28 protein-coding genes are annotated in these 26,896 nt (G+C 56.7%); 2 read left to right on the top strand and 26 right to left on the bottom strand.

The genetic code is table 11. From position 1 onward, the window contains the following. Positions 1-4 precede the first annotated feature (4 nt). From ACR0KM_RS02995 to ACR0KM_RS02870, 26 genes are all read right to left on the bottom strand, one after another. Positions 5-2,242, bottom strand: a complete 2,238-nt coding sequence (locus tag ACR0KM_RS02995) for a BNR-4 repeat-containing protein (RefSeq protein WP_480865432.1) — start codon at positions 2,240-2,242, stop codon at positions 5-7. After that, entirely contained in the window at positions 2,242-5,256 is a 3,015-nt protein-coding gene (locus ACR0KM_RS02990; RefSeq protein WP_480865431.1) for a vWA domain-containing protein, read from the bottom strand. The genes ACR0KM_RS02995 and ACR0KM_RS02990 overlap by 1 nt, the downstream gene beginning before the upstream one ends. Before the next feature lie 359 nt (positions 5,257-5,615). Then, the gene (locus ACR0KM_RS02985) at positions 5,616-6,491 is read right to left on the bottom strand and encodes a phage BR0599 family protein (protein WP_480865429.1); all 876 of its coding nucleotides are present in this window, start codon (positions 6,489-6,491) and stop codon (positions 5,616-5,618) included. Beyond that, complete coding sequence (locus tag ACR0KM_RS02980) at positions 6,488-7,621, bottom strand: hypothetical protein (protein WP_480865428.1); 1,134 nt, start codon at positions 7,619-7,621, stop codon at positions 6,488-6,490. The genes ACR0KM_RS02985 and ACR0KM_RS02980 overlap by 4 nt, the downstream gene beginning before the upstream one ends. Then, complete coding sequence (locus tag ACR0KM_RS02975; protein WP_480865426.1) at positions 7,614-9,272, bottom strand: hypothetical protein; 1,659 nt, start codon at positions 9,270-9,272, stop codon at positions 7,614-7,616. The genes ACR0KM_RS02980 and ACR0KM_RS02975 overlap by 8 nt, the downstream gene beginning before the upstream one ends. Before the next feature lie 607 nt (positions 9,273-9,879). Then, positions 9,880-10,203, bottom strand: coding sequence for a GTA-gp10 family protein (locus ACR0KM_RS02970; protein WP_480865424.1), 324 nt, complete (start codon positions 10,201-10,203; stop codon positions 9,880-9,882). Between the two features lie 14 nt (positions 10,204-10,217). After that, on the bottom strand, positions 10,218-10,634 hold the full coding sequence (locus tag ACR0KM_RS02965; RefSeq protein WP_480865423.1) for a phage tail tube protein: 417 nt from the start codon (positions 10,632-10,634) through the stop codon (positions 10,218-10,220). 41 nt (positions 10,635-10,675) lie between these two features. Beyond that, on the bottom strand, positions 10,676-11,134 hold the full coding sequence (locus ACR0KM_RS02960; RefSeq protein WP_480865422.1) for a hypothetical protein: 459 nt from the start codon (positions 11,132-11,134) through the stop codon (positions 10,676-10,678). After that, a complete protein-coding gene (locus ACR0KM_RS02955; RefSeq protein ID WP_480865420.1) occupies positions 11,134-11,454 on the bottom strand; it encodes a head-tail joining protein in 321 nt (106 codons plus the stop codon). Before ACR0KM_RS02955 ends, ACR0KM_RS02960 begins: the two co-directional genes overlap by 1 nt. Further along, a complete protein-coding gene (locus tag ACR0KM_RS02950) occupies positions 11,451-11,798 on the bottom strand; it encodes a DUF2190 family protein (RefSeq protein ID WP_480865418.1) in 348 nt (115 codons plus the stop codon). The genes ACR0KM_RS02955 and ACR0KM_RS02950 overlap by 4 nt, the downstream gene beginning before the upstream one ends. 101 nt (positions 11,799-11,899) lie before the next feature. Next, positions 11,900-14,419: a S49 family peptidase gene (locus ACR0KM_RS02945; protein WP_480865416.1), complete on the bottom strand. Its 2,520-nt coding sequence runs from the start codon at positions 14,417-14,419 to the stop codon at positions 11,900-11,902. Continuing rightward, positions 14,406-15,908 carry a phage portal protein gene (locus ACR0KM_RS02940; RefSeq protein ID WP_480865415.1) on the bottom strand — a complete coding sequence of 501 codons (1,503 nt, stop codon included), beginning with the start codon at positions 15,906-15,908 and terminating at the stop codon, positions 14,406-14,408. The genes ACR0KM_RS02945 and ACR0KM_RS02940 overlap by 14 nt, the downstream gene beginning before the upstream one ends. A 4-nt stretch (positions 15,909-15,912) precedes the next feature. Then, positions 15,913-16,113, bottom strand: coding sequence for a phage head-tail joining protein (locus ACR0KM_RS02935; RefSeq protein ID WP_480865413.1), 201 nt, complete (start codon positions 16,111-16,113; stop codon positions 15,913-15,915). A 10-nt stretch (positions 16,114-16,123) separates the two neighbouring features. After that, positions 16,124-18,094 (bottom strand): terminase gpA endonuclease subunit, encoded by a 1,971-nt coding sequence (locus ACR0KM_RS02930; RefSeq protein ID WP_480865412.1) that lies wholly within the window; start codon positions 18,092-18,094, stop codon positions 16,124-16,126. Between the two features lie 128 nt (positions 18,095-18,222). Next, complete coding sequence (locus tag ACR0KM_RS02925) at positions 18,223-18,912, bottom strand: DUF1441 family protein (RefSeq protein ID WP_480865410.1); 690 nt, start codon at positions 18,910-18,912, stop codon at positions 18,223-18,225. A gap of 107 nt (positions 18,913-19,019) precedes the next feature. Continuing rightward, positions 19,020-19,739, bottom strand: coding sequence for a hypothetical protein (locus ACR0KM_RS02920; RefSeq protein WP_480865408.1), 720 nt, complete (start codon positions 19,737-19,739; stop codon positions 19,020-19,022). 3 nt (positions 19,740-19,742) lie between these two features. Further along, complete coding sequence (locus tag ACR0KM_RS02915) at positions 19,743-20,099, bottom strand: hypothetical protein (RefSeq protein WP_480865406.1); 357 nt, start codon at positions 20,097-20,099, stop codon at positions 19,743-19,745. A 216-nt stretch (positions 20,100-20,315) separates the two neighbouring features. Next, complete coding sequence (locus tag ACR0KM_RS02910; protein WP_480865405.1) at positions 20,316-21,011, bottom strand: hypothetical protein; 696 nt, start codon at positions 21,009-21,011, stop codon at positions 20,316-20,318. After that, positions 21,008-21,601 carry a hypothetical protein gene (locus ACR0KM_RS02905; RefSeq protein WP_480865403.1) on the bottom strand — a complete coding sequence of 198 codons (594 nt, stop codon included), beginning with the start codon at positions 21,599-21,601 and terminating at the stop codon, positions 21,008-21,010. Before ACR0KM_RS02905 ends, ACR0KM_RS02910 begins: the two co-directional genes overlap by 4 nt. Before the next feature lie 187 nt (positions 21,602-21,788). Further along, positions 21,789-22,424 (bottom strand): hypothetical protein, encoded by a 636-nt coding sequence (locus ACR0KM_RS02900; RefSeq protein WP_480865402.1) that lies wholly within the window; start codon positions 22,422-22,424, stop codon positions 21,789-21,791. Further along, on the bottom strand, positions 22,417-22,875 hold the full coding sequence (locus tag ACR0KM_RS02895; protein ID WP_480865400.1) for a hypothetical protein: 459 nt from the start codon (positions 22,873-22,875) through the stop codon (positions 22,417-22,419). The genes ACR0KM_RS02900 and ACR0KM_RS02895 overlap by 8 nt, the downstream gene beginning before the upstream one ends. Continuing rightward, positions 22,872-23,510, bottom strand: a complete 639-nt coding sequence (locus ACR0KM_RS02890; RefSeq protein ID WP_480865398.1) for a hypothetical protein — start codon at positions 23,508-23,510, stop codon at positions 22,872-22,874. The genes ACR0KM_RS02895 and ACR0KM_RS02890 overlap by 4 nt, the downstream gene beginning before the upstream one ends. An 8-nt stretch (positions 23,511-23,518) precedes the next feature. After that, positions 23,519-23,905 carry a hypothetical protein gene (locus ACR0KM_RS02885; RefSeq protein ID WP_480865396.1) on the bottom strand — a complete coding sequence of 129 codons (387 nt, stop codon included), beginning with the start codon at positions 23,903-23,905 and terminating at the stop codon, positions 23,519-23,521. After that, a complete protein-coding gene (locus ACR0KM_RS02880; RefSeq protein ID WP_480865394.1) occupies positions 23,902-24,669 on the bottom strand; it encodes a DNA-methyltransferase in 768 nt (255 codons plus the stop codon). The genes ACR0KM_RS02885 and ACR0KM_RS02880 overlap by 4 nt, the downstream gene beginning before the upstream one ends. 256 nt (positions 24,670-24,925) lie before the next feature. Further along, positions 24,926-25,177, bottom strand: coding sequence for a hypothetical protein (locus ACR0KM_RS02875; protein ID WP_480865392.1), 252 nt, complete (start codon positions 25,175-25,177; stop codon positions 24,926-24,928). A gap of 52 nt (positions 25,178-25,229) precedes the next feature. After that, entirely contained in the window at positions 25,230-25,508 is a 279-nt protein-coding gene (locus ACR0KM_RS02870; protein WP_480865390.1) for a hypothetical protein, read from the bottom strand. 173 nt (positions 25,509-25,681) lie between these two features. Here ACR0KM_RS02870 and ACR0KM_RS02865 point away from each other — a divergent pair, with 173 nt between their 5' ends. Beyond that, positions 25,682-26,029, top strand: coding sequence for a hypothetical protein (locus ACR0KM_RS02865; protein WP_480865388.1), 348 nt, complete (start codon positions 25,682-25,684; stop codon positions 26,027-26,029). 245 nt (positions 26,030-26,274) lie between these two features. Continuing rightward, on the top strand, positions 26,275-26,883 hold the full coding sequence (locus tag ACR0KM_RS02860; RefSeq protein WP_480865387.1) for a helix-turn-helix transcriptional regulator: 609 nt from the start codon (positions 26,275-26,277) through the stop codon (positions 26,881-26,883). The last annotated feature ends 13 nt before the right edge of the window (positions 26,884-26,896 follow it).

Here is a 26,896-nt window from a genome sequence, read left to right as displayed (position 1 = left end):
GCCGTCAGGTTGGTACAAACAAAGGGCGCACATCAGGGGTGAATGAAGCATCTGCACCGCGCACATAGCTTTCCCCTTTGGATATTCGTACCGCTCCGATATGCCCGTCTAGGTCGTATGTTGCAGGCAGGTACGGGCGGGTGCCGATCAACATGGGTTGACCGGACGATGACGGGTCAATCTTGTTGGCGTAAGATCCGCTGCCGACCATCACTGCGTCTGCACCATCCGCCCCGACGAACATCCGCAACGTTCCGCCCGCGTCCCTCTCGATGCGCAGATAGTAATCCACATTGGCGGCCCATGTGTAGCTGCCGTTGAACGAGTTTATCGAATTGCCATCCGGTGATGACACGAAGCGCAAATCGTTGTTCGAGCCGCCGCGTATTACGACATTCATTCCCCGGTCCCCAGCGAGTCCGTGGTTGCTGAGTAAGAAAATCTCGTTTTCAACAGTGTCCAGCCGAACGTCGAAAAACTCAATGCAGAAGGGCTCGTCAGCTTCCCAATTGAAGCGTCGGGTATACCGCTCACTCCCTTCGTTGGAAGACATCTGCACGTAGTCAGATGATCCGTTGAGGGACAGCCGCCCCGAGGTGATCTGGGCGCCCCCAACAGCGGACAGCTTCACACCATAAGCCAGATCGGAAAAATCTGTGGACCCATCTGATCCCGCGAAATCGACTTGGAACACGACGCTTCCGAAGTCCAACTGGTCTGTATACGCGGCCATTCCACCCGCCCCGTAAACGTGGATGGGTAGGAACCGATCAAGGACTGGTGAACTGTCCTGACTGCGTTCAGCAAAAAGAACGCGTAGGTCTTGATGCGCGTAATTGATAGTCCCCATTGCAGCGATGGCATGGGTGTTTGCAGACACCACAGTTTCAGAGGTGGCGAAAGACGGACCGCTCAATCGTATTACGCCGTCTCCCCCGCGCGATGTCCAGCCCCCGGCCTGCCCGGAAACGTGGAATATCTCTGGATCGTCATTCTCATCCAAAGACAAAGTGTAGAGATCGCCGCCAACGAACCCGTTTGCCCCATATGCGTGCAGGACATCCGTGAATGTCTGAGACGACCAACTGGACCCGGAAGCGTCGTATCTACGATAGATCATGTCGATGGAGCCAGTTTCACTGTCGGACTTGTCTCGGTGCAGAACATGGTAGTCGCCCTGCGCGTCGATGACCCACGAAGCGATCCCGTACTCATTGTCTCCGCTCGCAAAGAGGCGGAAATCGGCATCTCCGGTCGCTCGGCTGATCGGCAACGATCCTGAGGCAACAGACACCGACCCGTCGAAATTTTCGAGCGCCCCGGTCGCCGTCTTGTATCGAGCGAAATAGAGGTCGCGGCGGTAGCTGTCGCCTAAGTCAGCACGCGACCAGAAAAACTCAATGTCGCCTCCTACCAATCGGGCTTCTGCGGCATAGATGCGTTCGCTGTCGAACTTGATTAAAACGGTCTCGGAACTGAAAGAGAGAGGGCCGTTCGCGGTATACGAAGCACTCATAAGGTGAAGAGCAATGTTCGAGTTGGTTTGCCAGTCCCGCCAAAGGAGGTACAATGTGCCGTCCTGCCCCGCACCCGGCACGTTCACGGCCTTGGGGTAGGTCGCATGGATTTGCAACGCGGTCTGCTCATCCCAATGGAAAAAATCGGTTGCGTCCGAGATCGCCCAGTTCTGTTCAGAGTTGTGCGATCCCCAAAAAGAAACGATCCGTCCGTCCGACAACAACTCCATCGTCACGTTTCCGTGGTCATCGTCCCGCAGTGAAGAGGTTCCTAGAGGGCGCGGACCGAGCCATTGATTGCTTGCGTGGTCATAGATACGGACTTCCGTATTGTCTGTTCCGGGCGTAGTGACGTAGCCGAAAATGGTCTGGTTCTGGGCGGCGGAATAGACGCCGACCGGTCCATAGGCCGCGCCGCCCAGCGGATAAGTCAGGAACCTGTCCTGTAGAGTGACCAGACTGTTTCCGACCGGCGGCTGGACCGCATCACCGGTAGCAGAGACAACGACCACGTTTGACAGCGCCTCTCGAAGCCCTGAAACCACACTCACGGCGTAGTAGTAGAGCGTTCCCGCCAAAGCAGTGGAATCGTCGAAACGCGATACAGCCGGACCCAGCTCTGCAAGCGGTGCGGGCAACGCATCCGCACTGAGCGGGTCAGTGGATCGATAGACCCGCTGGCCATCCCCCAACACGCGCGGCGACCAGTTCAAACGAACAACCATCAGATTTCCTCCGCAGTCAGGTTCACGGGCGCTGCCAGATACCGGGCGCGCACATAAGGCACCTGCCAGCTTTCATAATCGCCCCGAGTAGTCTTTACGCCAAACTCAGCGAACATCGCGCGACCCGCCACCACGCCGAACAGATCGGGTTGCGCAAAGATATTCGCATCCGCGAAGAAATCACGCGCGTCACCGCTATAGCTGTAGGACGTGTCAGTCCCGACGCTTTCGCGGCGCACCAGAACGCCGAGTCCGTCCTGCGCGAACATGTCTTCGGACCCGAAGAAATCCGCCTGGGCGAACATGTCCGCCTTTTCCAGCACCGCCCGGATTTCGACTTCATAGGCAACACCAACCTCTGGGCCGATGCTGCCGTGCGTGTGATCCTCAATGTTACCTGTGGTCTGAGCGGTCCTGTCGCGGTGCGCCCAGGTTACTGTGGCGGGATCGGACATGATCGGGCCGGGGCCATATCCCCCCCCAACCCGTAGATTTCCGACCGGATAAGGTCGAATGGCCCGAGAGGCGAAGACAATGCGGTCAACTTCTGCGTCATCAATCGACAGAACGTCACTGCCCAACTTTGGCCGAAGCACCACGTCCAGCGACTCGGTAGCCAAATAACGACTGTCATCACTCTCCGCGAAAGCCTGCCAGAAGATGACTTTTTCGCCCACTGCGTGACGCTCTGGAACCGTGTCGAGACATCCCCGCCCAAACGTCACGGTGACACGTGAACCATTGACCAACATGTCGTCTACCCGGAGATATTCCGAGCCGATTTTACAGAGCGAACCCGCCGCGATGACGCCAAGATCATCAATTGCATCAATGTCAGCTGTCAGGTCATCGGCTGCGCGACTTAAGCTGGTCTGCAACGTCGCAACCGGGGCAAAGGGAACCACATTCACATCATACCAGGTCACACCTGCGTCTGGAGACGTTGTTACCTGCGCGCTGATATGTGCGCCGGTCGGCTGATTGCCTGCTGCATGAAACTGGCCGAGATCCGGCTCGGCCACTAATTCCGCGTCCAACGGACTCTGTCCAAACCTGTTGACCAAAGAAAGGTAGGGCATTTCTTCTGCCAACCTTACGTCTGACGGCTGGGCATCGGACTCCTCTTCCTCTGGCGTCTCTTCCACAACCACCGGCTCGGCGTTGAGTGCAAACTTGTCTTCATTGAACCGAATGAGAACCCGATTATCTCGCCCGTCGCTGTCTTCGATATCCACCACCCGGACAACAGTGGCATCAATCCCTAGCGCTTGTTCTTCAACAATAATGGGCGTCCCAAGATTGATATCAGAAGGGGCATATTCGGCCCAGAAACCACCTGTCAGCAACGGTGTGGTGCGCGCCACCAAATCGCGCTGACAGACCCGCGCAGCAAGGCTATGCACAGTGATCCCCTGATATTCGACCTCTTCATTGTTGATTACACCCGTAATCTGCAATGCGGCTGTGTTGGACAGTGTAACAGCCGCCAGATCGCCCGTGCCGCGTTTGGTGTACGGCACAGTGATCTGGTTTGGCAGTTCCCAAGCTTCCGGACGGTTCGGCTCCAACCACTCCGTTATCCCAATTCCACCGTCGCCAAATTTGGTTAAAGTCGCGGGATCAAAGTCATTTCGGATCAGCTTGATTTCCCATTCCCCGGTTTCCCGGTTCTGGAACATATGCCCGTCAATATGACGCTCGACTTCTTGCTTGAAGGCATCACGAGACTTACTGCCGTCCCACACCAACGACAAACCAAAGCCCTCATCAAAGAGCGCGTCTGCGGCGGCTTTGAAATTTGCCTCGTTGACCGCACCGAAACCGCCAGACGTATCATCAACAGCAAGGTCCCGCAGGATATGCGCCGGATTCATATCTACGTGGCTCAAAAACGCGCCAGCAAGTGCGTTCAGTAAAGCACTAGGATTGCCCCCCGATACCACAGGTATGCCATCTGACTGCGTGTTGTCCAACAATGCCGTGTACGTTGTGTCGGCCAGATCGATATTGAATGCAAAGACCTCGACGCCCTCGATGTTGTTCAATGTGCTAACAGCATCGTCGGCAGCAGAGGCCGGTAATGGCTCGCCATCGGTCAGAAAGAGGATAACCCGGCGCGGGATCTCTTTTGCCTCCCCTTCGCCACGGATGGCCTGAATAACCCCACCAAATATCAAACCACCAAGGTTGCTTTGGGTTCCACCATTCTCAGCCCCTGAAAAAAAACTTGCAGCCTGGGACACAGCAGCATCGTAGTCAGTGCCGATACCGTCCATTATCGTGATGCCGTCCAGGAACGAAATGAGCGCGTCATAGTCTGCGGTGCTGGCGTTGAGCCTCTGAATGGAGGCACCCGCCTCGCGCCCGTAGGTCAATATCTTAATATTGTTGCGAGTGCCTTTCAGTCTCTGAAGAAATCCCTTCACAGCCACTCGTTGGTTTTCGAACTTTGTCCCGGCCATCGATTTGGACACATCCATTGCGATGTAGATGGAGTTTCCTTCGGTGCGGAATGACGGATTGATATGGGATTTCTCCGGATACCAGTTTCCGCCATGTGCGGAGATGCACTTAGCCTTCACCTTGATATCTTTCAGGTACGGGTTGTTACCAAGATAAACCCGCCGAAAAACCAACGACGCCACGCCGCGATAAGCGGGCGTCAATGAGCCAAAACGACTGACCAGATAGCTATTCCGTTGCTGGTTAGGGTTACCATCTAGAACGTCAATTCGGCCAGAAACACCACCCTCTCGCTCCTTTCCACCAAACAACGTTGGCTTGTCGATCGCAATTTGCTTGCCGCCCGCAGCCGTTCCACGCCACCCAATCCGGTCGCCAAATTTCAGGGCCAGCATCTGGTCAATTTTCTGCGCGACGATCAGGTGCAATCCCAGAAAATACTTGTGCCCGATAGTCTGTTCTTTGTCCTTACCGCCGCCCACTTTGTGCCTCGCGTGTTCTTGCTGCCCTCTCAAGAGCGTCGATGCGGTCCAACTGATCACCAGTGGCACGCAATTGCTCTACGTCGATGCCGTTTCTCTTGAAATCTCGCCAGCTCAATCCGTGGCGCTCAAAAAAGACCGTGCGTGCGTCGGGGCATATTTTGCATGTTCGGAAATCAGCCAAAGTGATGCGGGTCATTTCTTGCCACCCTTTTCCTTGATTGCCTCTACGCGGAGGTGTCCACCCCAGTGCGGTTTGGGGCTGATCCATGCGGACCCGTAGATTTTCACAACCACCGTTCCTTCATCCGGATTCCGGATTCCGAAATCCTCAAGCGTCCCCGGTTTCGGACTCTGGTTTTTGGGGCGCGGGGTCAGAAAAAATCTGACCAGGCTGAAAACCAGCCCGAGGATCAAATTCAACCACATCAGGCGATACTCCGACCGTCAAAGGGACTGCTTCCCATTTTGTGGAACCCGCCATGGTTAAGAATGTTATTGAATTTGGCGTTGCAGGTCTGGCGGGAAAGATCACAGCCCGGCGCGATCTGAACAGAGGCCGAACCGCTGGCGGCAATCTCAGCGGCCAGACCCGAAACCGGGGCAAGCAACACCAGCGATTGACCGACATGACTGACGATCATCTGACGCGCGCCGTTGAAGGTGACAACACCACCGGAATACCACCCGCTGGATTGCGCAGAAGCTTCGCTCACAGTCAAAACTGTGCCGTCTATCGCCGTTGCCGTCGCATCGGTTTCGAAATCAGATATATTCAGGCTGCAGCCAGTGCCATAAAGCACATGCCGGCATGGACGCTGCATCACCACCGACAGCCCATTTCGGCGAAAGGCCGTGAAATCACTCTCGCAGCTTAGGGTGATTTCTGTGCGCGTGGGCTTGGTGCTGATCACCCGACCTCGGAACCTGGTCACCCGTTCCTGATCTGGGTCGTTTGCAAACCCGTGCAGGATTTGAACAGAGGTTTCCTGAACACCCAGTGGATCGAGAAACTTGCGGGCGAAGACATGCGTGCTGGGCAGCGTAACAGATACCGTTGCAGACTTGATTTTTTGGGTCTGCTTTATCCGGCTATGTTTGATGCCCGGCGTATAATTCCAGACTTGAGTGAAGAAATCTTGCGGTGCAAAGATGTCAGCCGCCCTGTGCTCAAAGAAATCCGGAATAGTGTTGTAACCACCCTGATGTGTGGTCATGTAAGCCACATCCGAACCACGCTGGATGCGGTAGAGCCAGTATGGACGTTTACCGCTGATCCAACTCAGAAGGTTAGCGTAGCTCATGCCAGCACCTCGCGCACAGGGCATTCAATGCGCGTGATCAGTCCATCGGTTTGCCGAAACTCGACACTATCAGCATCCAGCCGCACCTTTTTCATGAAAGATATCTCAGCGCTTGCCACATCCCGGCCCAGCGGCGAGATGAAAAGCCTATGATTGGCCCCACTTGTGCCCACGGATGTTATCTCCCGATACAAATAGCCGCCATCATCGATCAGGATGTGCCGTCCAACGTAATCCGCGACATTCGGCAGAACGGGCTTCACGGTGATAGAATTGGAAGCCGCAGCAACGCCCTGCACCAACTCAAGATCGGCAGCCCAGCTTGGAAGCCAGAATGCAGTGTCACGCCCTCTGAGCGATGCGAACCATTGCTTTCTGCCCCATCTTTTTTCAGGCGTCTTATCCTGAAACCGGATTGACGAAACGCCTTCGACAAAACTGCGCGTAGCAACCGGCTCAACATCACCAAACCCATTTTCGATATAGCTTGCGGCCTGCGCGACACTGCCACTCAAGGGCGAAATCGAAACACTGGGGTCCGTCAGGACCTGCAAACCCGCGTACTGGGGATATTGAACCACCGAAATATCGGCGGTGTCCCGGACGGCGAAGGTAACAGCGAATTCAGTAAGCCCTTTGAAACGGCGCGTTTCGCGCAGCCCCCCGACAATCAGAGCTGTGCGAAGTGGCGCAATGGCAATTGGCTCAGTGGTCGATCCGATCAGGTCCAACCCAACGGGGTTGGATAGCGTCAGCAGACCCAGATTCACCTGGTCTACATCAAGGATCGCAAAGGTGTCTTCCGATTGGTGCGCTACCGCCTGTTCGTTGGCCCGGTAATCCGCCGATGTATTCGCCGATACGGTCGTTTCCTCAGCCGCGATGGAATCAGAAAGCAAAGTGCATTCCGGCCAAATCGGCAGTAACCACTCGCCCAGCGGGTTGGACCGGAACAACTCTTCCATTCTGGCACGCATGGCGTCATCGACCTGAAAAACAAACTCCAACCTCTGCCGCATTGCTCCCAGGCTGTCGCGCATTTCGCCGTCTGGATGAAACCGGATGTCAGTGTTGAAGGACAGCGTTTCGTTCGAGTTGGCGCGCGGGACAAACGGCCAAAGATCAGGCATTGATGACCCCCAACTGAGAAAGCTTGTTCACCAACAACCGCTCAAACGGCTCGGTTTGCATGAAATCCCCCACAATAGTCGGATCCATGACATTGACGATTTTCAAATTACCGCCTGACATCTGCGTGCCGATTTCATCATTGGGAACAACCTGACTGCCACGCGGCAAGTTGACCAGTTCCGGCCCACGCTCACCGACCAGCGCCACACCGCCCGGCGCAAAATTCGTGCCGTCAGCAAAGCCCGGAATTCCGGGAAAAATCGAACCGACAAATGACGTCGCAAATCTGTTGATAAACAGAGACGCAAGACTGGAGGCGATATCAGCCAGTGCTGATTTTATCGTCTTCGTGCCCTCCAAAAGCCCTTGGATTGAACTCTTCAGGCTTCCGGCGAGCGTTTCCTTTATCGACTGCCCAACGGATTTCACTTCGTCCTTTGTTTCTTTCGCCTTTTTGCCCAGTTTGCCCATCGCGCTACCGGCAGCATCGGCTTCCTCCGTGACATCATCAAACTTCACCTCAGCAATTTCCTTGGTGCTTTCAGAAGTTTCTTTCACGGTATCGCGAAGCGCCTGCATGGACTGCAACGGCCCACCCGCTAAGGCGCTCATCGCGTCTGCTGCCAATGACGCGGAATCTGCTGCTGAGCCTGCATTCGCAGCGGCATGCTGCATTGCACTGGCCCAAGCCTGAACGCCCATTGCGTCAATCGAGAATCCCGCGCCGGTTGCCTCTGCGATCTGGTTCACCGCGGGGGCGACAGAGCCAACAAAGTCTGCCCACTTCTGTGCCAAATATGCGATACCATTGGCCCATATACCCTTGATCCGACCCACCATCGCCGAAAAGCGCAAGCGGAAGGATTGGGCCATAAATCCGATACGTTCCCAGACCTCCTTGGCAACATCGCCCATCAGCTTCATGGCTTCACCAAAGCCACCAGCCGAAGAAACCAGCTTGGAAAACTGGTAAATCAGCTCTCCTGCCGCGACGATGAGCGCACCAATACCCGTTCTAATCAGCGCGCCCCGCAAAATCACCAAGGCCCCAGACAGCAAGCCAACGGCGCGCACAGAGGCAAGAACACCAACGACCAAACGACCAGCTATCATAGCCGCAGCCGCAGCAGCGTAACTCGCGATGCGCCCAAGATTTTCACGCAATTTGTCGAGAAACGTGTTTGCCGCCCCACCTTCCCGGAAAAGCGCGGCCAGCCCGTCTGCGACCGCGACGATTGCAGGGGCTAACGCTGAGGCGAGCTGGTTGGCGGCACCCTGACCGATCAGGCCCAGACGTGAAATCGCGTCATTCGCCTTTTCTATGTTGTCCGCATCGACCTCTGAAACACCAACACCAAAGTCATCAATGTCTTGCGCGGCCTGCTTCAGTGTCGAACTATCCAGCCGGGACATCGCAGCAAATGCGCGATCACCAAACAGCTTCGCCCGCACGGCAGCGCGCTCGGCTGGCGGCACAAAATCTTCGATAGCCTGATTCACAACCGACATTCGCTTATCAAGCGGCAGACTTAGAAGCTCTGATGCATTCAGACTCAGCCGCTTGAGAACCTTTTCCGCTGGACCACCGCCCGTTGCCGCCTCGGAAAGCCGTTTCGTCAAATCGCGGGACGCTTGTTCAAGCTGCCCCATCGGAATACCGGCGAGATCCGCCGCGCGTGAAAGAACCTGAACGGATTTTGTGGATGTGCCGAGCGATTGCGCAAGTTTCGACTGCGCATCAATAGTCGAGAAAGACTGCTTTGTCGCAAGGGACAAGCCCGCAACCGCAGCAGTGCTAAATGCAGCAGCCGCAATTGCCAGCTTGCGGCCAAAGGCCTTTAACCGCGTTTGTGCGGTGGCCATCCCTGCACGCAACTCTGCCGTATCAAGACCAAGTTTGACGCGAAGCTTGCCAACCTCTTTGCTCATGTCTGACCTTCCTTATTCAACCGGGCGTGCCACGCTCTGGCCACCGAAAGCATTTGCTCCCAAGTCTGCGGTCCGGATCGCACCGACCCTTGCGGCGCGACAAACTGCTCATGTGAGGGAAATTTGCGGAACCTTGGCCCCGCCGCGATGAACCACCCCAGAGATTTCTGGAATTCCCGACGCCGATTTTCACCAAGCTGGAACCCCTCGATGCGAAGCAGATATTCGCGGGGCGTAAGCCCCCAGAACGTCTCAGGGACAAATCCGCACGCCACGTATTCTTTGAAGAGTGCGGGGACGTCCAGGCGTTCATGAACGTCCCCCTCGCTCAGTTTCCCGAGGCGTTGCCAACCACCGAACTGGTGTTGATCACTCTCTGCAGGACATCCCCCAGAGACCTGACACCAACCTCGTTGATCAGCTCACCCGCGTGTTCCTCTGTTGCACCGGGATTGGCATCAAGCATCATTGCCCAGACAATGCGCCGGATATCGGTCATACGCGCATTGTCACCGTCAACCTTGGCCAAAACGGTTTGAATATCCGCATCAAATGCGTCTTCAAGCTCACACATGGCGTTGAACGTCAGGGCCAATTCGATCTGGTTTCCCTTAAAATCAACACCAATACGCCCAGTTACTTTGTTACCCAATGGTCGATCCCCGCTTATGCGATTGTGGTGGAACCGCTGACGCGAACGGTGACGGTCGCGGTCATGCGGTCATCGATCGGTGCAGTGGGCTCAAAGCCCTTGATGTAGCCGTTGAACGTCCAGGTGACACCATTCGGCCAGGTAATGCGATGGTCGCGCTTTTCTCCGGACGCCTTCAGGCCCTGAATGATGACATCGGTGGCGTCGGACGGAATCCAGTTGATGCCAAACGTCATTTCGCCAGGGTCCGTCAGCCCTTGGATGTATTCCCGCTTCTTGCCCGGAGACTTATAGTGGGTGGCCTCAACATCGTCCGCCTGCTCATTTGGCGGAGTGATTTCCATCACCTCGGCGATGTCTTGGAAGCTGCCGGGGTCGCCGCCATCATGAATGGCATAAGCGGTATCATAGCCCAGAATGGCGTTTGTCATGATCCTAACTCCTATCGTGGATTTTCAGTGGGTATGGGCGCTCAGCGAGCGACTACCGGATTGCGCCGGTCAACGCTGACCTTCACGTCGAAGGTCACGATACGAGCGCCGAAAACCACAGCGCCGCGTTCTTGATGAATTCTTGCCCTGATCGGCCTGATTTCCCGGACCAAACCGTTAAGCCCGTTGCTGGCAGCTATCACTTCCTCAAGCTGCTGCTGCATATCGTCCAGTTGATCCAGAACGTCATCAGGCCCCTTGGCCTGAAGCATTATTTCCAACTGCTGGGTGCGGTCATCCTTCCCCCGCGCAAAGGGCGTGATCTCTTCGCCGCTCGGAAAGAGATAAAGAGCCGGAAGCTTGCTTTCATCCACCCAACTGCCCGCAGGCGGGTTCTTTACAATTGTGACAGCGGTATCAGAACCCGCCACCGCAATCGTGATGTTGGCGGCTTCCAGAAGCTCAACAGCGGCGTGGCGGATTGCCTTTCCAACGAACATCAAACACGCTCCAATTGAATTGTCACCAACCCGCGCGGGTCGGGGCTTCCACCGTCCATCTTCGCAACGCAACGGTAGGTCTTTCCGTTGCCCGGCATGACCTCACCGTCAGGAACGATGGCTTCGGCATCGTCGCGGTGGGCGCGCAGTGTCGGATAGGGCGTGATCACCTCAACGCCGTTTTCCGCCAAGACGGGAATATCCGCATCCCGAAACACCGCCTGAATATCGGTGTAAGCGCCGCCCACAGGGCGGACGCGAACTGTGTCGCCGAACGTCGCAGTAAGAAGTTCGGCGACACCATCAAAAAGCCGCGTCAAACCGCAGCCGCAGGCATAGCGCCATTCAGGCGCACGATTCCGGTCCCGCTCGGATTGGCAGCAACTGCCACAGCCGTGCCGATATGGATGTTACCGGCAGTGGTCGCGGTCGTGCACAGCTTGGTCGTGTTGTTGAAGTAGATTGCATCGCCAACCGCCCAGGCTTGCGCACTGGTCTTTGCCAGCTCAACAACACCTTCGGTCACAAGCGAGACATCTTCGCCGTTTGCCGCATCCGCCTGCGCCACACCAAACAGCATGCCAATTTTGACACCCTGGCCGCTGGCAACTGCGGCTGCTGCTGCGACAGTGACGATGGCACCTTGTTGAATAAAGTTCTTCATGGATATCTCCGTTCTCTCATCAGAAGCCGGAATGGCATCTGGAAAAGACGAAGGGCGGCACTCAGGCCGCCCATTCGTCACATCAAGTTTTCAGGCTCGGGTTACGAACCGGCGTTTTTGTAGAGCGCCTGTTCAGCCAGCGCGGTCGCAGCCGCATCGATGCGCACCTTGAATTCGGTGCCATCCACGGTCCAACCTTCCTGTTGCTCCAGGAACGGCGTATCGACACCATCAAGGTAACTCACCTCAATGGTGTCATACATGGCCGGGTCACCCAGCAGGAACCACGCATCGCCCGCAACACGCGCATCAAACAGTGGTTCGGCGGCATCCCGCACCGTGTTGTATGCACGCGGCTGTTTGGCCGCGCCAGCCTTCGACGTGTCATCCGGCGCATATTCCGAATTCAGCGACTGCAACGTCACCGAACGATGCTTCGGAGGTGCCAGCAGGAACTTGGGCGAGATGTTCAGCTTGACCTTCGTGTCACCGCGCACTGTCTGGTGCGACATAGCAGTGATGCCAGCATTGATTGCAGCCTCTGACGGGACGCCAGCGGCAGCGGCAAGGTTGCCGTGATCAGCATGGAACAGAGCGGTGCCATCCGACATCTGGGGGTTGCTGTTCAGGATGGCAAAGACCAGATCACCGACGGTGCGGCGTGCAGCACGTCCCATCCGCGCCGGAATCTTGGTGAATGCATCAAGGTCATCATTGATGATCGTCTGACGGGTAATCGCAAACAGTTTGCCATAAGTCGCCAGAATCGCCGTTTCAGCGTGGTCACCCATCTTACCGTACTTGAACTCGGCACCCTCGGCCACCTTGTCCAGCGACGGGAAATGATCCAGACCAACGCGGGTGGTTGGCTTGAAGTCGCCCAAGTTGCCCACCGAAGTGAACTGGTCGAAGATTTCCGGCGCTTCAACAAATCCTTTCAGCATCGACTTTTCGGCGACATTGGACAGGATATTGGTGAAATCGCTGGTGCTGTGCATACCACCGGATGCCGCAACCGGTGAAAACGCCGCCGCTGCCAACGTCATGACACCACCCGATTTAATGACGATGCCCTGCGCCTGAAGCGAATAGCGGGCCATTTCCCGCAGGCTCATAGAGGTGAACTCATTACGCTCGCCGCCGTCCAGACCGGCCTTGGCCAGAATGGCCTTGGTCATGCCTTCAGTGGTGCGGTCGCGCGCGTCACCCGTCACGCGGGCCGGAGCCGTGTTCAGGATGTCGCCACCGTCATTCGCCGAACCGGCTTTTTTGTCCAGGATTTGCTCATAGGCATCAGCCAGCGGAACACCGCCCGCAATCAGTTCCTGCGCAAACGAGGCAGGCAGACCGGCCTTGGCCACCTTTTCGGTGATCTTAGCTGCACGCTGACGTTCTTCTGCGGCAGCGTTTGCTGCGGTTTGGGCTTCGGGGGCCGTGTTGGGCTCCGTCACCGGCGTTTCCGGCTGCGCGGGGGCCACCGGGGTTTGGTCGTTGTCGCTCATGACAACCTCCTCTTGGATAGGGGCCTGTGCCCCGGTTTTGCAGCCGGAGCTGCTCGAAATTGATATTGCGCCGTTTTGGAGCGCAGCTTTCGCGCCAAGTGTATTCAGCGCCTTCGAAAGATCCGCAGACGCTGGAACATTCACGAGTTTCACCTGAGCCGCCACCGCTGGCACTGGAACCGTGGCCGTTGGAGTTGGGTTTAACGAAGCCACCAGCGCGTTGAAGGCAACTCGGGCCTCTGCCACCTGATCTGCCAGACCAGCTTTGACTGCATCGGAACCGCGCAACACGCGCGCCTCAAGTTTCAGAGCGGCCTCGGCAGATATTTTTCCCCGACGACCCTCGGCAACCTCATTGGCGAACTGCACCCACATCTCATCGCCAGACTGCTGAAGTTCTTTGTGAACATGTTCGGGCAAAGGCTCGAATGGGTTGCCATCCACCTTATGCGCACCGGAATGGATCAGGGTGACCTTGCGACCCTCATTGGCCAGCATCGCGGAATGATCCACATGCATGATGACAACACCGATGGACCCGGCTTCACCGTAGGGCGGGATGGTGATCGTGTCAGCTTGCGCTGCGATGCCATATGCTGCCGACTGGGCGTATTCAGCCAAGAAGGCGTGGACGGGCTTAGACTTGCGCGCCTCTCTGATCTGGGCGCATAGGTCAAACATGCCCGCAGCTTCGCCGCCAAAACTGTCAATCTCCAAAGCAATGGCGCGCACTTCGTCGTCTTCAGCGGCTGCGCGTATCTGGGCGCTCAAGCCCTCATAGCTGGTGGTGCCGGAACTCTCGCCAACATAAGACCCTCGGCGCACCAGAGTCCCCGAAACTTTGATGACCGCAGCCCCCATGATGTTGGAATAACCACCGCCGCGCTTTTTCACGGAACGGAACAGTTCATCCCCGACCATCGACCCAGCCAACGGGCGGCGAACAGTCAATGCCGCTGCATCACCTTCAACCGGGTTGGCAATCTCAAGCGCACCGTCACCTAGTCCAAGAAACCGCTGCCCCATCTGCTGTGCGATCACAGTGGCTTTGCGCGCATCCAGAAATAGTGGCGTGTTGAACGCCCGCGATGCGATGTTCACCATTTCACCCGTCTTCATTCTCATCTCCTTTGCTTCCGGTTGACCCGGTTTCAGCACCGGAATTGCTTGTCAGAACGACTGAGTTGTCGGATTCCCACTTTCGCTCTTCGGCGATTTCGGCCTCTACCCGCGTCGGGTCCTCGCCAGCTTCCCGAATGGCTTGACGGCGGGACTTCTGCCCCGACCTCATGGCGGCTTCGTTTGCGGTGTAGTCTTTGGTTGGGTCCACAACAGGCCGGGCCGGTGGCGTCCAAGAAATCTCGTATTCATCAGGAGCTATATCAGCGACATCATCAATCGCTTCCTGCACCCATGCCGAGACGCCATGGCAAATCTGTGCGATCATCAAGTTTTGCTGCCAGTCGCGCACGTTCGGGTCTGTGTCCATGCGCCCCATTCGAGCCGACGAATAGTTCACGCCGGTGTAGTCCCCGGTATAGCCCTCATAGGTCAGCCCCATACCGGCAGCTATGACGCGATCCGTGACACGCATGAACGCTTCGTACCCGTCAACCTTCGGCGGGTCGCTGAAGGTTATGTTTTCGTCACTGCCAATCTCCAGCAACGAACCCGGTGACAGTTCGGCGAGATCCTTTTCCATGTCGGCACCCGCCGTACTGCTTTGGAATACAGCCGCAAACATGGCCGCAATCTCTTGCCGCTTGACCTGACCGTCCTGATACTTCTGCAATTCGTGCAGCAGGGTTATCACCGGCGCGAACCAGCTCACCCCACGCTGTTGACCGGGGCGGTCTACCGAAAAGGCGTGAATGATGTTGCGTGCATCAACCCGCGTCGAGCTTTGCAGAAGGTGAAGGTTGCTGCCGGGATGGGCGCGGTACAGGTGGTACGCCACCCTTTGGCCAATCCTGTTGAACTCGATCCCCTGAATCGCCGTGTTTCCATTCGACAACTTCCCGTCAACACGCTTATCGAGAAAGTCCGGCTCCAGCACCTGCACCTGAAAATTCAAAGGGAACCCATCGGAGATTTTGCGCATCCGCCTGCGCAACAGGACCTCGCCATCCGCGACAATCGAGCCAAACGATAAACCTTGCTGACCGTAGAGGTTCAGCAGGCCATCCGCATCAAACGCCTTAGTTCCGCAATGATCACGCACCAGCTTTTCAACCTTGGCCTTTCGCTGTTTGCCACGGTCGCTGTCTTCGCCCAGCCACTGGACCGAAGGCCGAATACCGGCCCCCACAACCACGTTGCGCAACTGACGCCGAACTTTCACAGCGCGTGGGTTGTTGCGGATCATATCGCGGGCGATGAAGCTCATCCGGGATGCGTCATGGCGCATGGACTCGACCGCATCGGAAGAATTCACGCGGAAATCCTTACCACGTGCACCACGTCCAGCGCCTTGGTAATTGCCCATCATCGTCAGCATGCGACGTTGAACCATGGCTTTGTCTCGGGACAACGCGAGCGTCGGTGAGACCGGCTCAATCAGGCGCGTCAACAGGCGGGCCAAACGCCCGTCAGGTTTCTGATTGCTCAAAGGATTACCTCCAACCGCTCGACGTGTTGATTTGGGAAACACGACTTTTGGAGCCCTGCCCAAGCTTCCTTTCGATCTCTCTGGCAAGGCTTCTCATTTCGGCAAGGCTCTGAAATTCGACCTCTTCGCCGTTCATTTTCAGTTTCTTCGCGCCGCGCGCCATTGCTTTCTGGAGAGCGTCCAGATCCTGCTGCGTGTAGGCCATTGGCCCTCCTTCAGAAAAGCTTGCTAGGAATTCTGCGACGGCGCACAGGCCGCTTGATTTCCTGAATCTCCGGTGTCTCGCCACCGTCTGCCACGTCAATGCGCGCGGCGTTAACGTTAGCAAGCCCGTGGCACGCCCAGTTGCTGGGCGATGACCAGTTGATTTTCTCGCCGCCCAGGTGAATGTGCAGCGCTCGGGCCTGCACCAGATGGTCGAAACTCTCATTTCGGACCATTCCCGGTCGTTTTTCCCAGCCCTTGTCGGTTCTCCGCTCGGCGGTCAGTTCCACCAGCTTGGGCTCCGGTATCCAGCCAGGCACAAGACACTGGTTTTGGCCCGCCTCGACCATGATCAGCGACGTAGACACCGCGTCTTTCAGACGGTCAGTCGCCATGTTCAGGATTTCGATATCCGTAGCGACTTTGCGCCCTTTTACGTTTTTACTGACGCGCTCCGGGGCACGTAGCCAAACCCGGTCCTGATGCTTCCCGCCATGACCACGGGTCAGATACCAGAGTTTGCCTTGACCCGCCTTCCGGCGGCTGCGGTAAAACCGATAAGCATTTTCTGTCGTAGATCCGCCGCCGTGAAGGTCCACGGCAATGGCAACGGCCCGAAGCCCGTAATCTTCCCCCTCGACCGGCCAAACCATGTTGGCCAGCGGCTCCAGCGCAGCCCAGTCTTCCGCGATCTCAAAGGGCTTGATTGACCTGTCGCCTGCATCCATCGGTGCCCCTTCAGGGGGCTGGATAATCTCAAATCGGTCAATCGGCTGATGCCGCCCGTCTTCTCCCCAAGCCGTCGCCCCGACATCGAAGCTGTTGCCCTGAGTGTCCACCGACAAGGTGACATAGCGGGTCCAGCTTGGGGCCAAACCTTTGGGTGTTTCAATGCCCTGCGATTTGTCCTTCAAACCCTGAAGCGTAACCTCGTTTTCGCTGGTCGCGCCGCGCGGCAGGTATGGTTGCGCCTGGCCGGTGTTGGCAGCCGTCTTAAGCGCCTCTTCATCCCCGGTGCGTTCAAACTTTTCCCGCGCCTGAAGTTCCTGAACAACCAGTTCCGACCAGCTTGCGAATGCCGCAGCAGCACCGTCGAGCCAATAGCTCAGCAGGTCAGTACGGCGAACATTGCCACTGTCGATGGTCGCAACACCACCGTCACCAGTTTCGTGCAGCCATTCGCCAGCATCATTCAACTGGCGCTTCAAGTGATGCCCGAACAACCCGCCACAATGCGGACAGTGCATTTCAGCAGCTTCCCCGGCCTCAACGAAATCATCACTATCGGGCCAGCGCAGCTTCTTGAATGTCGGTTCAAACACCTCATCGCAATGCGGGCAGGGCCAATACCACCGCCCGCGCGTTCCTTCCGGATAAAGCGACAGCACACCATAGCTCACCGGAACACAATCATGTGCGCTTTTTGGACGCCAGCTTTCGTCTTTGACCGGAGCGCCGGGGCTGGATTCCACAACCACCATGCCCCGTGACCGGAAGCTGCGCGCCCGAGCGCGCATCATCGTGTAAGCATCACCTTCCCCGCCGATGGATTCAGGAAAGTGATCGTAATCCGTGGCCAAGAGCAACCTAATGGTCGAACTCGACAGCTTCGTAACTGTGGGCCAGTCCAAGGTGATATGCGTCCCGCCCTGATACAGCTTTTGAAACAGGTTATCCGCACCCCTGCCGCTGGCCTTGCGCTTTTCCAGTTCCGGACTGTTCCGGATCATCGGCGAAAACTTGTCGCGCTCGAATCCCTCGGCGGCATCCCGAGTCATCTGGAACAATGCAACGCGCCCCGGATTCGATGCGATTGTCCACGCAAGCGCAGACTGAAGCATCTGGGTCTTTCCAGACTGTGATGGGCCGCAGAACGCCAAACCGCGATATGCGCGGCTGGAAATCATGTCGGTCGGTTCGATCATGTACGGCGTCACATCACGCCGGAAGTCCTGCCATTGATCTCCAACACGGACCTTCATGTATTTTTCCGCCGACTCGGTAACGCTCAGATCCTCAGCAGGACGAAGCGCGGGTAGGGCCATTTTCAGCGCCACTCTCGGATCAGAGTAAGGCGGAAGAGGCTCGAAGCCCGGATCGATCATCACCATCAGATTAACAGCCTGTTGCTTACTTCCACATCCGCCAGGTCGCGCTCTTCAAGTTCGGCCCGTTCGATCTGATCCGACAACTTTTTCAGAATATCTTTACCAAGACGGTCCACCAAAATTACCTCTTCCGGCTGCAGACTTAGTTCGCGTTCCAGCCTATCTGGCATCCCTTCGATGGCATCGCGCACGATCATGAGGATGGATTCCATCAGGTCGGTAACCTCATCCAGACGCACCAATTGCCGACGCGCCTGCGCCGCCCGAGAATACGCAAAGTCAGCCTCGGCCAGCGCCTTGCGATCTTTGTGGCTAAGCGTCTCTTGGCTGGGGTCGATGTCGAGGTTCAGGAAACTCGCCTGAAGCTTTTCAACCTGAGCCCGGCTGTGCTGGTCACGACTAGCCGTATCCGCGTCCCGCGCCATCTTCCAAGCGTAGACATGGCTCAGTCTCAGGACGTATGCCTTGCCCATGCCACCGCGCTCAACCGCCGGGAAAGGTTCGGTGTCCGGTTCGGAAGCCTTCAGCCATTTGCTGACGGTGTTCACGGTGACCCCAAGTGCCTGAGCTGCACCTTCAATTGTCACATCGGCATCCTCAACCCCATCGGGCAGCGGGAACCGATCTATCATCGCCTGCAATCCCGGCGATACATCCACGTCCAACAGCTTCAGGTTCGGTTCATCCGTCATGACAACCCCAACAACAACCCCCTCTCGCAGTTCGGGAATTTCAAAAAACCCGCACAAACCGGGGTGCGAATAACCCGCGTGCGGCATGTTTCCGGGAAGGACCCGCGCTATCTTTTCCGGGACTTGAGCGCCACGTTCAGTGCCCGACGCATATTTCCGGGAAACGCCCGTGCGGCGACCTGCCGACCGCGCTCTTCCATCGGGAACCGCTTCTTGTAGCGGGGCGCTTTGTCTGTGAACGCAAGCACCTTGCGAATTCCCTTGGCCTTTCGTTCATAAACACCCGGCGTCAGTCTCGAACCGGATTGAGGAACGAAGTATCCCACACGCTTGCGACCGCGACCCTGTGATGCAGAGGCCCGCGCATTGCCGCCCTGCGCCTTGATGCCGGATAGGATGCGGTTCATTTGTGCAGGCGTGACATTGCCCGCCGCGTTCCGCTTGGTGTTCCGTGTCGGCAGAACTGCCCTAATCGTGTCATCGGTCTTCACCGTCTGACTGATAAGGCTTTCAATGCCGGTGCGCCTACGCGCGCCACCCTCGCTTTCGACTTCCAGATAGAACTTGCTACCCGGCAAGGTCTTACGCTCAACAGATGCCGATAGCTTTTTCTTGCTCGACCGACGAAGGAAGAAGGCGTTGAGTGTCCAACGCACCGGGCGATCAAACACCTTCCGCATAAGCTCTTGGTTTTCGGACAACACCTCTTCGCCGGTCCAGTTCAGGGCGAGCGACGATGCAAAGGGGATTTGATTGCGCTCGACATCTTTCAGGTTGGCCAGAACGGATTTCAGGTCCGCCTGATGAAGCCGAGCGTCAAGCTTCATGGATCAGGTGGCCTTACCCAGCTTCAGCGCTGCGACCGTGACCGACGTGTTGTCGGAATAGTCGATTGTGATTGTCCCATCCGCGTCAGTGTACGCGCTGTTGATCGGCCCAATCATGCGCTCTTCACTCGCTGGCACGGCCACGACAATATCAGGGACCGCTACGTTGCCCACGCCAGGCACGGCAACCGACGCGCGCACCGCTGCGATGGTCACGTTGATCGATCCGCCGCCGCCATTGTTTACCAACAGAAAGACACGATCCGAACCCGCGCCCTCAACGGTGTCCTGCGCACCCGCTGCGGCCAATGCGGCATTGAGCCCCGATGCGGAAATCACTTGAAGTGCCTGTGCGGTCATAACTGCCCTCATTCGGAAAGAGAAAACCAACCGCCCCGCCGCCGCAGTTGGTCTGTGCTGTCGCGCCAGTCGGCGGGCGCGCCCGAGGTATTGGTTGCCGGGAATTACCCCAGCCGGTGCATGGTAGCCCCCTCGAAACGAGAAACGCCCGGAGCGGGGGTTCCGCTTCGGGCGCACGTTTGGTGACTGCACTATGTCAACAGGGCTAGAGTTTCGTCAAGCGGTTTTTGCCCACGGTGTCCGGGGCGGCATGTCGTCAGTGACCACAAACGAGGTCAAATGAGAGATTTGCAATGCCGCCCGTAGATCCAACAGCGCCCCATACCAAGCCAGATAGCCACGGCGCGACCGCGCCACGACATCGACGGTCGGACGAATAACGCAAGGGCAGTATTCCACCTTGTCGTGAACGACCACGCCCTTTCGGTTGCGCCGGGGCTGGGCTGGCCAGCCATTGCCACCCAGCTTGGAAGCATCATCAGTCTTTGCCCGCGTACCGTGCCGGTTCGTATGCGTATCGACCGGGTAAACCCTTGGCTGCGCATCGGGCATCCAGTCGGGGACCTGACCGGCCCGCGCCATCTCTGCAATCGAAACGGCCATGCGGCGACCACCGCAATAGTCCGGCAAGGCCGCAACTGTCGATGCCACGATTTCAGCGTCATGATGAGGCAAAGACCGCCCGCCGCCCTGCACCCGACACCCAAGCAAGCCCTGTCGCAATACCTGATAGGCCGAGTCACTGCCCGCAACATATCCGGCGACCTCCCCGATTTCATCGAAATCCAGACTGGCCAGCTCACGCTGAAACGCCCATTCCAACAGCGCCTTGATTCCAATCTCCGTTTTGCCTGCGCGGGATACGATGGGCGCACCTACGCGCGCGCCCTGAATATGGCGATCATGCATCATTTGCCTTCACCCCCAAGTTCCAGAGACCGAACGTGTTCACACTTGATGCGAGCCGCATCCCGCGAGGCCAACCAATTCGCCTCAACGTCCGATACGAAACCATCGCCAGACTGACGCGCCCGAATATCATCAGCCCTTTCCCGAGCGCTGGCCGCTTCGCTCTTGATCTTCGACACATCATGCGCGGTTGGCCAACGTCGATCTTTGCCCTTTAGAAAGCGCCGCAATTCCGGTGCCCAATCACCGGCCAAGGCGTCGGCACCCAACGTCGCAGCGAACACGGCACGCAACAACGGCGAAGCTTCATCGCCCGGCGGCTGCATTTCAGCGGCCCGGCGCAGGATTTCATTTGGTATCCAGATTTGGTCGCCCGCCTTTCCGGCAGGTCTTATCGATATCTCTTCTTCCAGCGCCGCCAGATTGACCGGCGACATATAGGCCAGCTTGGGGCACAGCGTCTTTGCCACCATCACCTGAAAATCGGCCTGCTTCGTGAAACCGCGCGGCCTTCCCAAGCCACGTGCCAGTAAAGGATCAATCAGCAAATCCATCACCTGCTTTTCGCCCCTTGCCTGCTCTGCACTGTCCATCGCTACCTCTCTTTTCTAAGCAAATCCGACACGCCCGCTGTCGCGTCGTTGGTTGTGGTGCGCCCTACAGGAAAGGTTTGATATATTTTCCTGTGATGTACGGTGTTGTCCTGTAGGGCAATTTCACCTGTTTCACTGAAATTGACTGAAATCTTTCACTTGCCTTTCACCGCATTTCAGTAAGATTTCACCCGTCCGACCGTGCCGCCGCAGTCGGAAACTTTCGCACCTGCCCGGTGTACCCCAACACATCGATCATCGCCGTGCGCACGTTCTCTTTGGTGATGAACAGGTCCGAATGCGTGAAGTGTTCTGCCAACGCCTCAATGGCGCGGTCATCGGCCACGATATGCTCTTCGACCTGCAAGAGTTCCATCTTCTTGCGAATCCGGCTCTTCTTGACAGACAGATTGCCCGCCTCTCGCGCGGCATCCCTGCCAACCTTGCGCTTGTGCATATCCAGCACAACTTTTTCCATGAAACCGGGATGCCCAAAACGGGTTATCACTTCGCCCGTTTGCTCATCTTCAACGTGAACCTCTGTCCAGCCGTGCATCACACCGTCACGCACAACCAACCAGTCATCTACAGTCGGAAACTTGGCCAAATAGGCCAGTTCAATATCGCAAGTCGGCAGCGTGCCAGCCGGGTCTTCGCGCATGGCCTCTGACCACAGCATCACGGCAGTACCAATGTCAGCGCGGCGATCTTCCATCACTGCACGCTTGACGAACGAGGACAGCAGGAATCGATGCCCATGGAAGGGAAACCAATCGTGGTTGGATAGCGTTTCGCCTCGCTTCAAGGGCCACATGTCAGGCATTGGACACCTCGCTTTCTGGCTCGAATGTCACTACTGGCCCATCACCCAAAACAAGTTCGCCACGAACATGGGAAGCCGTGCAAACGAGGTATTCAACATCATCCGTGCCGCGATCACCCAGCATGCGCCGCGCGTCCAGAACGTCGGATACGATCATGTCAGGGTTCCAGCCCTTGCCCTCACCAAAGGTCACTGCGTGCGGATCACCAAGCAGATCGTCGGGTACTGTGTATTCTTCGCCAACACGTGGGCAAGTGACCCAAATGTATGTTACCGCCGAAGCCTCAAAACGCGAACCCAGGGACTGTGGCTCGACATCCCATGCACCCTCGTTGGACATCGACAGAACGCCCTCATAGAGCTGCTTTGCAACCTCCGGCAAGCTACCCGCCACGCCGGGGATTTCGCACATCCACTGATCCGCATAGTAGATGGTTTCCTGAACGCTCATGCGTCACCCCCAGCCGCCCCGTCAGCGGCGCGGTCGATGCGCTCAAGCTCAGCAACCGCCAGGGCGATACCCTTTTCCAAGTCGCGCTCTCTGGTGCTCAGTTTGAGCATCGCCGGATCAAAATCGACCGGCCACCAAACAGGGTTGCCCTCGATGTAGGCACACGCGGCAAGCGCCAACTGACCGTTGGTGTACTGATCGTCATGTTCGGGCGTCCAACCCTCGACGGTCTGTTGCCGTTTACGCTCTGCCAGGGCACGTAGAACAGCCGGGCGTTCTGACACGGCCAACTGCCCGGTTGCAGGTACGTCCGCACCCTCAAGCGCCATGTCCGCCATCTGCGTAACCGTGGCCATAGCGTCGGTGGCCTCTTCCAGCGTGTCGGCGGCATAGGCGGTTTCGACCGAGATGGCCGACATCCAGCCACGCATACGCGCCAACTCTTGATCCTGCGCATCAACCTCTTCCGGGGTATAGACCCGCGTCCCGATCTGATCGAAGCGCTCTAGCAAGTGGACCGCACCATGGTTGTCGCACAGATGGCCACCACGAAACTGCCAAACACCCCAATCGCATTCCTGCAACTTGGCCCAATAGTGACCACCATCCACCAACTGACTGATGGGGGTCTGCATTTGAATTCTCATAGGATCACCTCGCTCGCTCTTGCCTGCCGATCAGCCAGCCATGCCGACTGAATGTATGTGAAATGACGCCGCGCCGCGCGCACCGCTGCACGCTCCGCCTCATCGGTCTGTTCATGTTTCCCGATGCGCCACACCAGCGCCGAAAGGGCCATGCGATGACCCCATTTGCGCATTTCTGCCTTGCCTGTGGATTGGCATTGCGGGCAGCAGTAGATTTGCCAATCCCGGCTGGGATTGAAGACGCGTCCGCATCCGGGATTGAAGCAAACGCCCTTATCCCATGGGGTCCATTTGACCAGCTCACCATGGGCAAAGGTCAGCAAATCTTCGGGCTGACTATGCGGTGCCACTGCATTTGCGGAAGGGGATAGCAGAAGGGTCATGCCCGCAAACCCCCCTTAACAGCGCTCTGAGGCGCTAATATTGAAGGGGCGTTTTTCCGCGCTTCAAACGCAGCGGCAACCCGATAACAGGCCACATCGAACCATTTCTCTGAAAGCTCAATACCAATGCCTGCGCGCCCTGTGCGTACAGCGGCCACCATGGCGGACCCTGACCCCATCATAGGATCAAGCACGGTATCACCGGGTTGCGTCGAATTCAGGATGTAGTGTTCGCCCAACTCAACCGGCTTTTCAGTCGGGTGTTCTGTGATCTTGGGCGCATTCAGGGTGAAGGATTGCTTTGATCCACAATTGTTGATGCCCTGCGGATCGGCCTTGCCCTTCCACAGATACATGGTGAATTCGGTATCCTTCATATACCAACGGTTTCGGGTGGCGCGCACCTTGTTCCAATAAAGCAAGTTGTGGAACTTCCAGCCCGCGCCCTCAAATGCCAAACCCGCCCGAAACAAGTTTTTATCATTCGCCATAATGTAGGCGTCAGCATCAGGCTTGCAGGCCCGGAAAAACGGCCCGCCCAACTCTTCCCAATCCGGGTATTCCATCAGCTTGCCATCGTTGGCGTACTGATCCTTGGCAAAGATACCACCCATCGACTGATGGGCATTGCCACCGCTGGAAAGCTCATAGGCCACATCGCAAAAGATCATGTCGGCATAGCCCCGATAATAGGGCAGCACATCCAGACAATCCCCAAGGACCAGCTGACAGTTGCCAATGACCTCTTTGCGCTTGATGCCCATCAGACAGCCTCGCCCAGTTCAGCCATCTTTGCGCGATATCCCCGCATGATGTAATCGCCATCAACGCCCGCCAGAGAACAGAACCAATAGAACCGGCTGGAACCCATAAACATGCGCGATTCATGCTGATCAAGCGAACCCTCTTTTGCCTCATCAGTCGCGTCTTTGAATAAGGTTTCAATCAGATGGCAGAACAGCCTTCGGCAGCGCTCTGCCTGCACATCCTGAACTGGCACAACAGGCCTAACAAAAGCGTTCACTTCACACCCCCAGAGAAAGACAAAAGCCGCCTCAGGCGCGCGTCAGGCTGCGCCGTAACGCTAACCGACCCGCCCGCCACCGCAGCTTCGAATAGAAAGAAATCGACAGGTCGCGACAGAAACGCGCGATAGTCGCGAAGAACAAAGCCCGGCACATCCGCAGCTGCGTCTATGCGCCGGGCAATCTCATTTGAAACTGCGATCAGGTGAGGGGCGCTGACGGTCACTTCACTGACGAATTTCAGCATGCGCAGCACCCCCGTTTGACCTTGGAATGCCGGTTCCCAGCTCGACCAACCATCAGCGCTTTACCCGCTCAGGATCGAAGTCGCGCCAAGTGCCGATATCGACGCCAAGCCGCTCGCTATGCTGAAACAATTCGCCCTCTAACTCGTGGGCGAAATCCAACCTGATGTATTTGGCGTCCATGCCCGACCGGGCGCGGTTCTTTGATGACGGCCTGTCATCCCTCATCAAACCAGAGTAGGGCAGCTGCAGCTTTCTGATTGCAAACTGCGCCCAAGCCCTGAACACTTGAGAGGTTGGGATGGTTGAGTATTTCGCCTGCTCTTTGGCCACTTTGTCACCAAGTTATGCTCAATATCATAAAGTTTTATGATATAGGGACAAGCGATAGTCAATAGGCAATTCTGTGATACAACCTAGAGGGTGTTTAGAATCTTGTACCTTCACAAATTTATATGATTGACGTTAAAAGTAAGGACACTCACGCGATCAGGAAACCGGCACCGATGCACAAACTGACATACGAAGAAGTTCAGATGTGGGACCGTCGCCGCAGAAATATGCGCATCATGATAGCCGCGCTGGACACCACCGCCACACAAGTGGCGCGGAGCGTATCGCTATCCGAAAACACGCTGACAAAATTTCTAAACGGCAGCACCCCTACGATGTCGCCTAAGTCTGTGGACAAGGTTCTGCCCTATTTTGGCCTAACCTCAATAAATCAGCTAGATACCGATGATCCGTTGAACGATCCAGCTATTCGGTTGCAGAAGGTGATTGACCAATTGGACCCTGAGATTCAGCGCCAACTGATTCAGGAACTGGAAGTCCGCTTCTTAAACAAAAAATAATCTCAAACGCTTCAAGACACTCCGAATCGGTTAGGCTCGCTACCGGCTCGCGCAAAGTCTCATTCTGATGCTTGGGCAATGACTTAATCCCTGCAATGTAAACCCACGCTTGCGTAGGTGGAATTCTGCTCACCCATGTGGTTAATCGCCCAATTAACCGGCGTCCATACGGTAATTCCCGTAATTGTATCCGTTTTAATAATAGGTATATTGCTAATCATAATTTTTTATGACAGAGTGCGCGCATGAATGTCTTGTCTGCAATAGGCCCAGTTGCCCATCAATTTGCCTTGAACGCCGGAAGCAACCCCTTTCGGCCAGGCATCGTCCATTCAACATATTCAACCGACTGGGTTGAAAAATATTTGGAACACCAATGGTATAAAGACGACCCGGTTGCGAAGCTGGCCCATAAAAGCCTGATGCTCCGCCGCCCCGTACCCTTGGTAGGCCCAGACACCCACAGCGACTTCTATGAAGAGGCCCGCGCCCATGGGGCTGATGCCAATATTGTTTATGCGACCCCGTATGGAGGCAATACTTTGATACTTGGCGCACAAGTAGATAACCCGACTTCACCCCTTACTCAAAAGGCCCTAGCTGATGCAGCGCAGCTTGCACACCGCTTCGCCATGATCGAACGGCTTCAACTGCTGACGGATCGGCAGCTGGAAGTGCTGGAATTGGCTGACTTTGGCTATGCCGTTGCCCAGATCGCCGCCGAAATGGGCATTACGGAAACAGCGGTTGCGCGGCTCAAAAGCCGGGTTTGCGAAACGCTGGATGTCAGGCAATGGAACTCTGCCGTGAACGCCTACTCAATAGAAAAGTGGGGCGCGCTGGTCTCTAAATAAGCGCGTCAAGCTC

The sequence above is a fragment of the Ruegeria sp. G10 genome (assembly GCF_056533645.1).
Note: the sequence above shows the minus strand (reverse complement) of the source record. Positions and strands in the feature narration are given on the sequence as shown.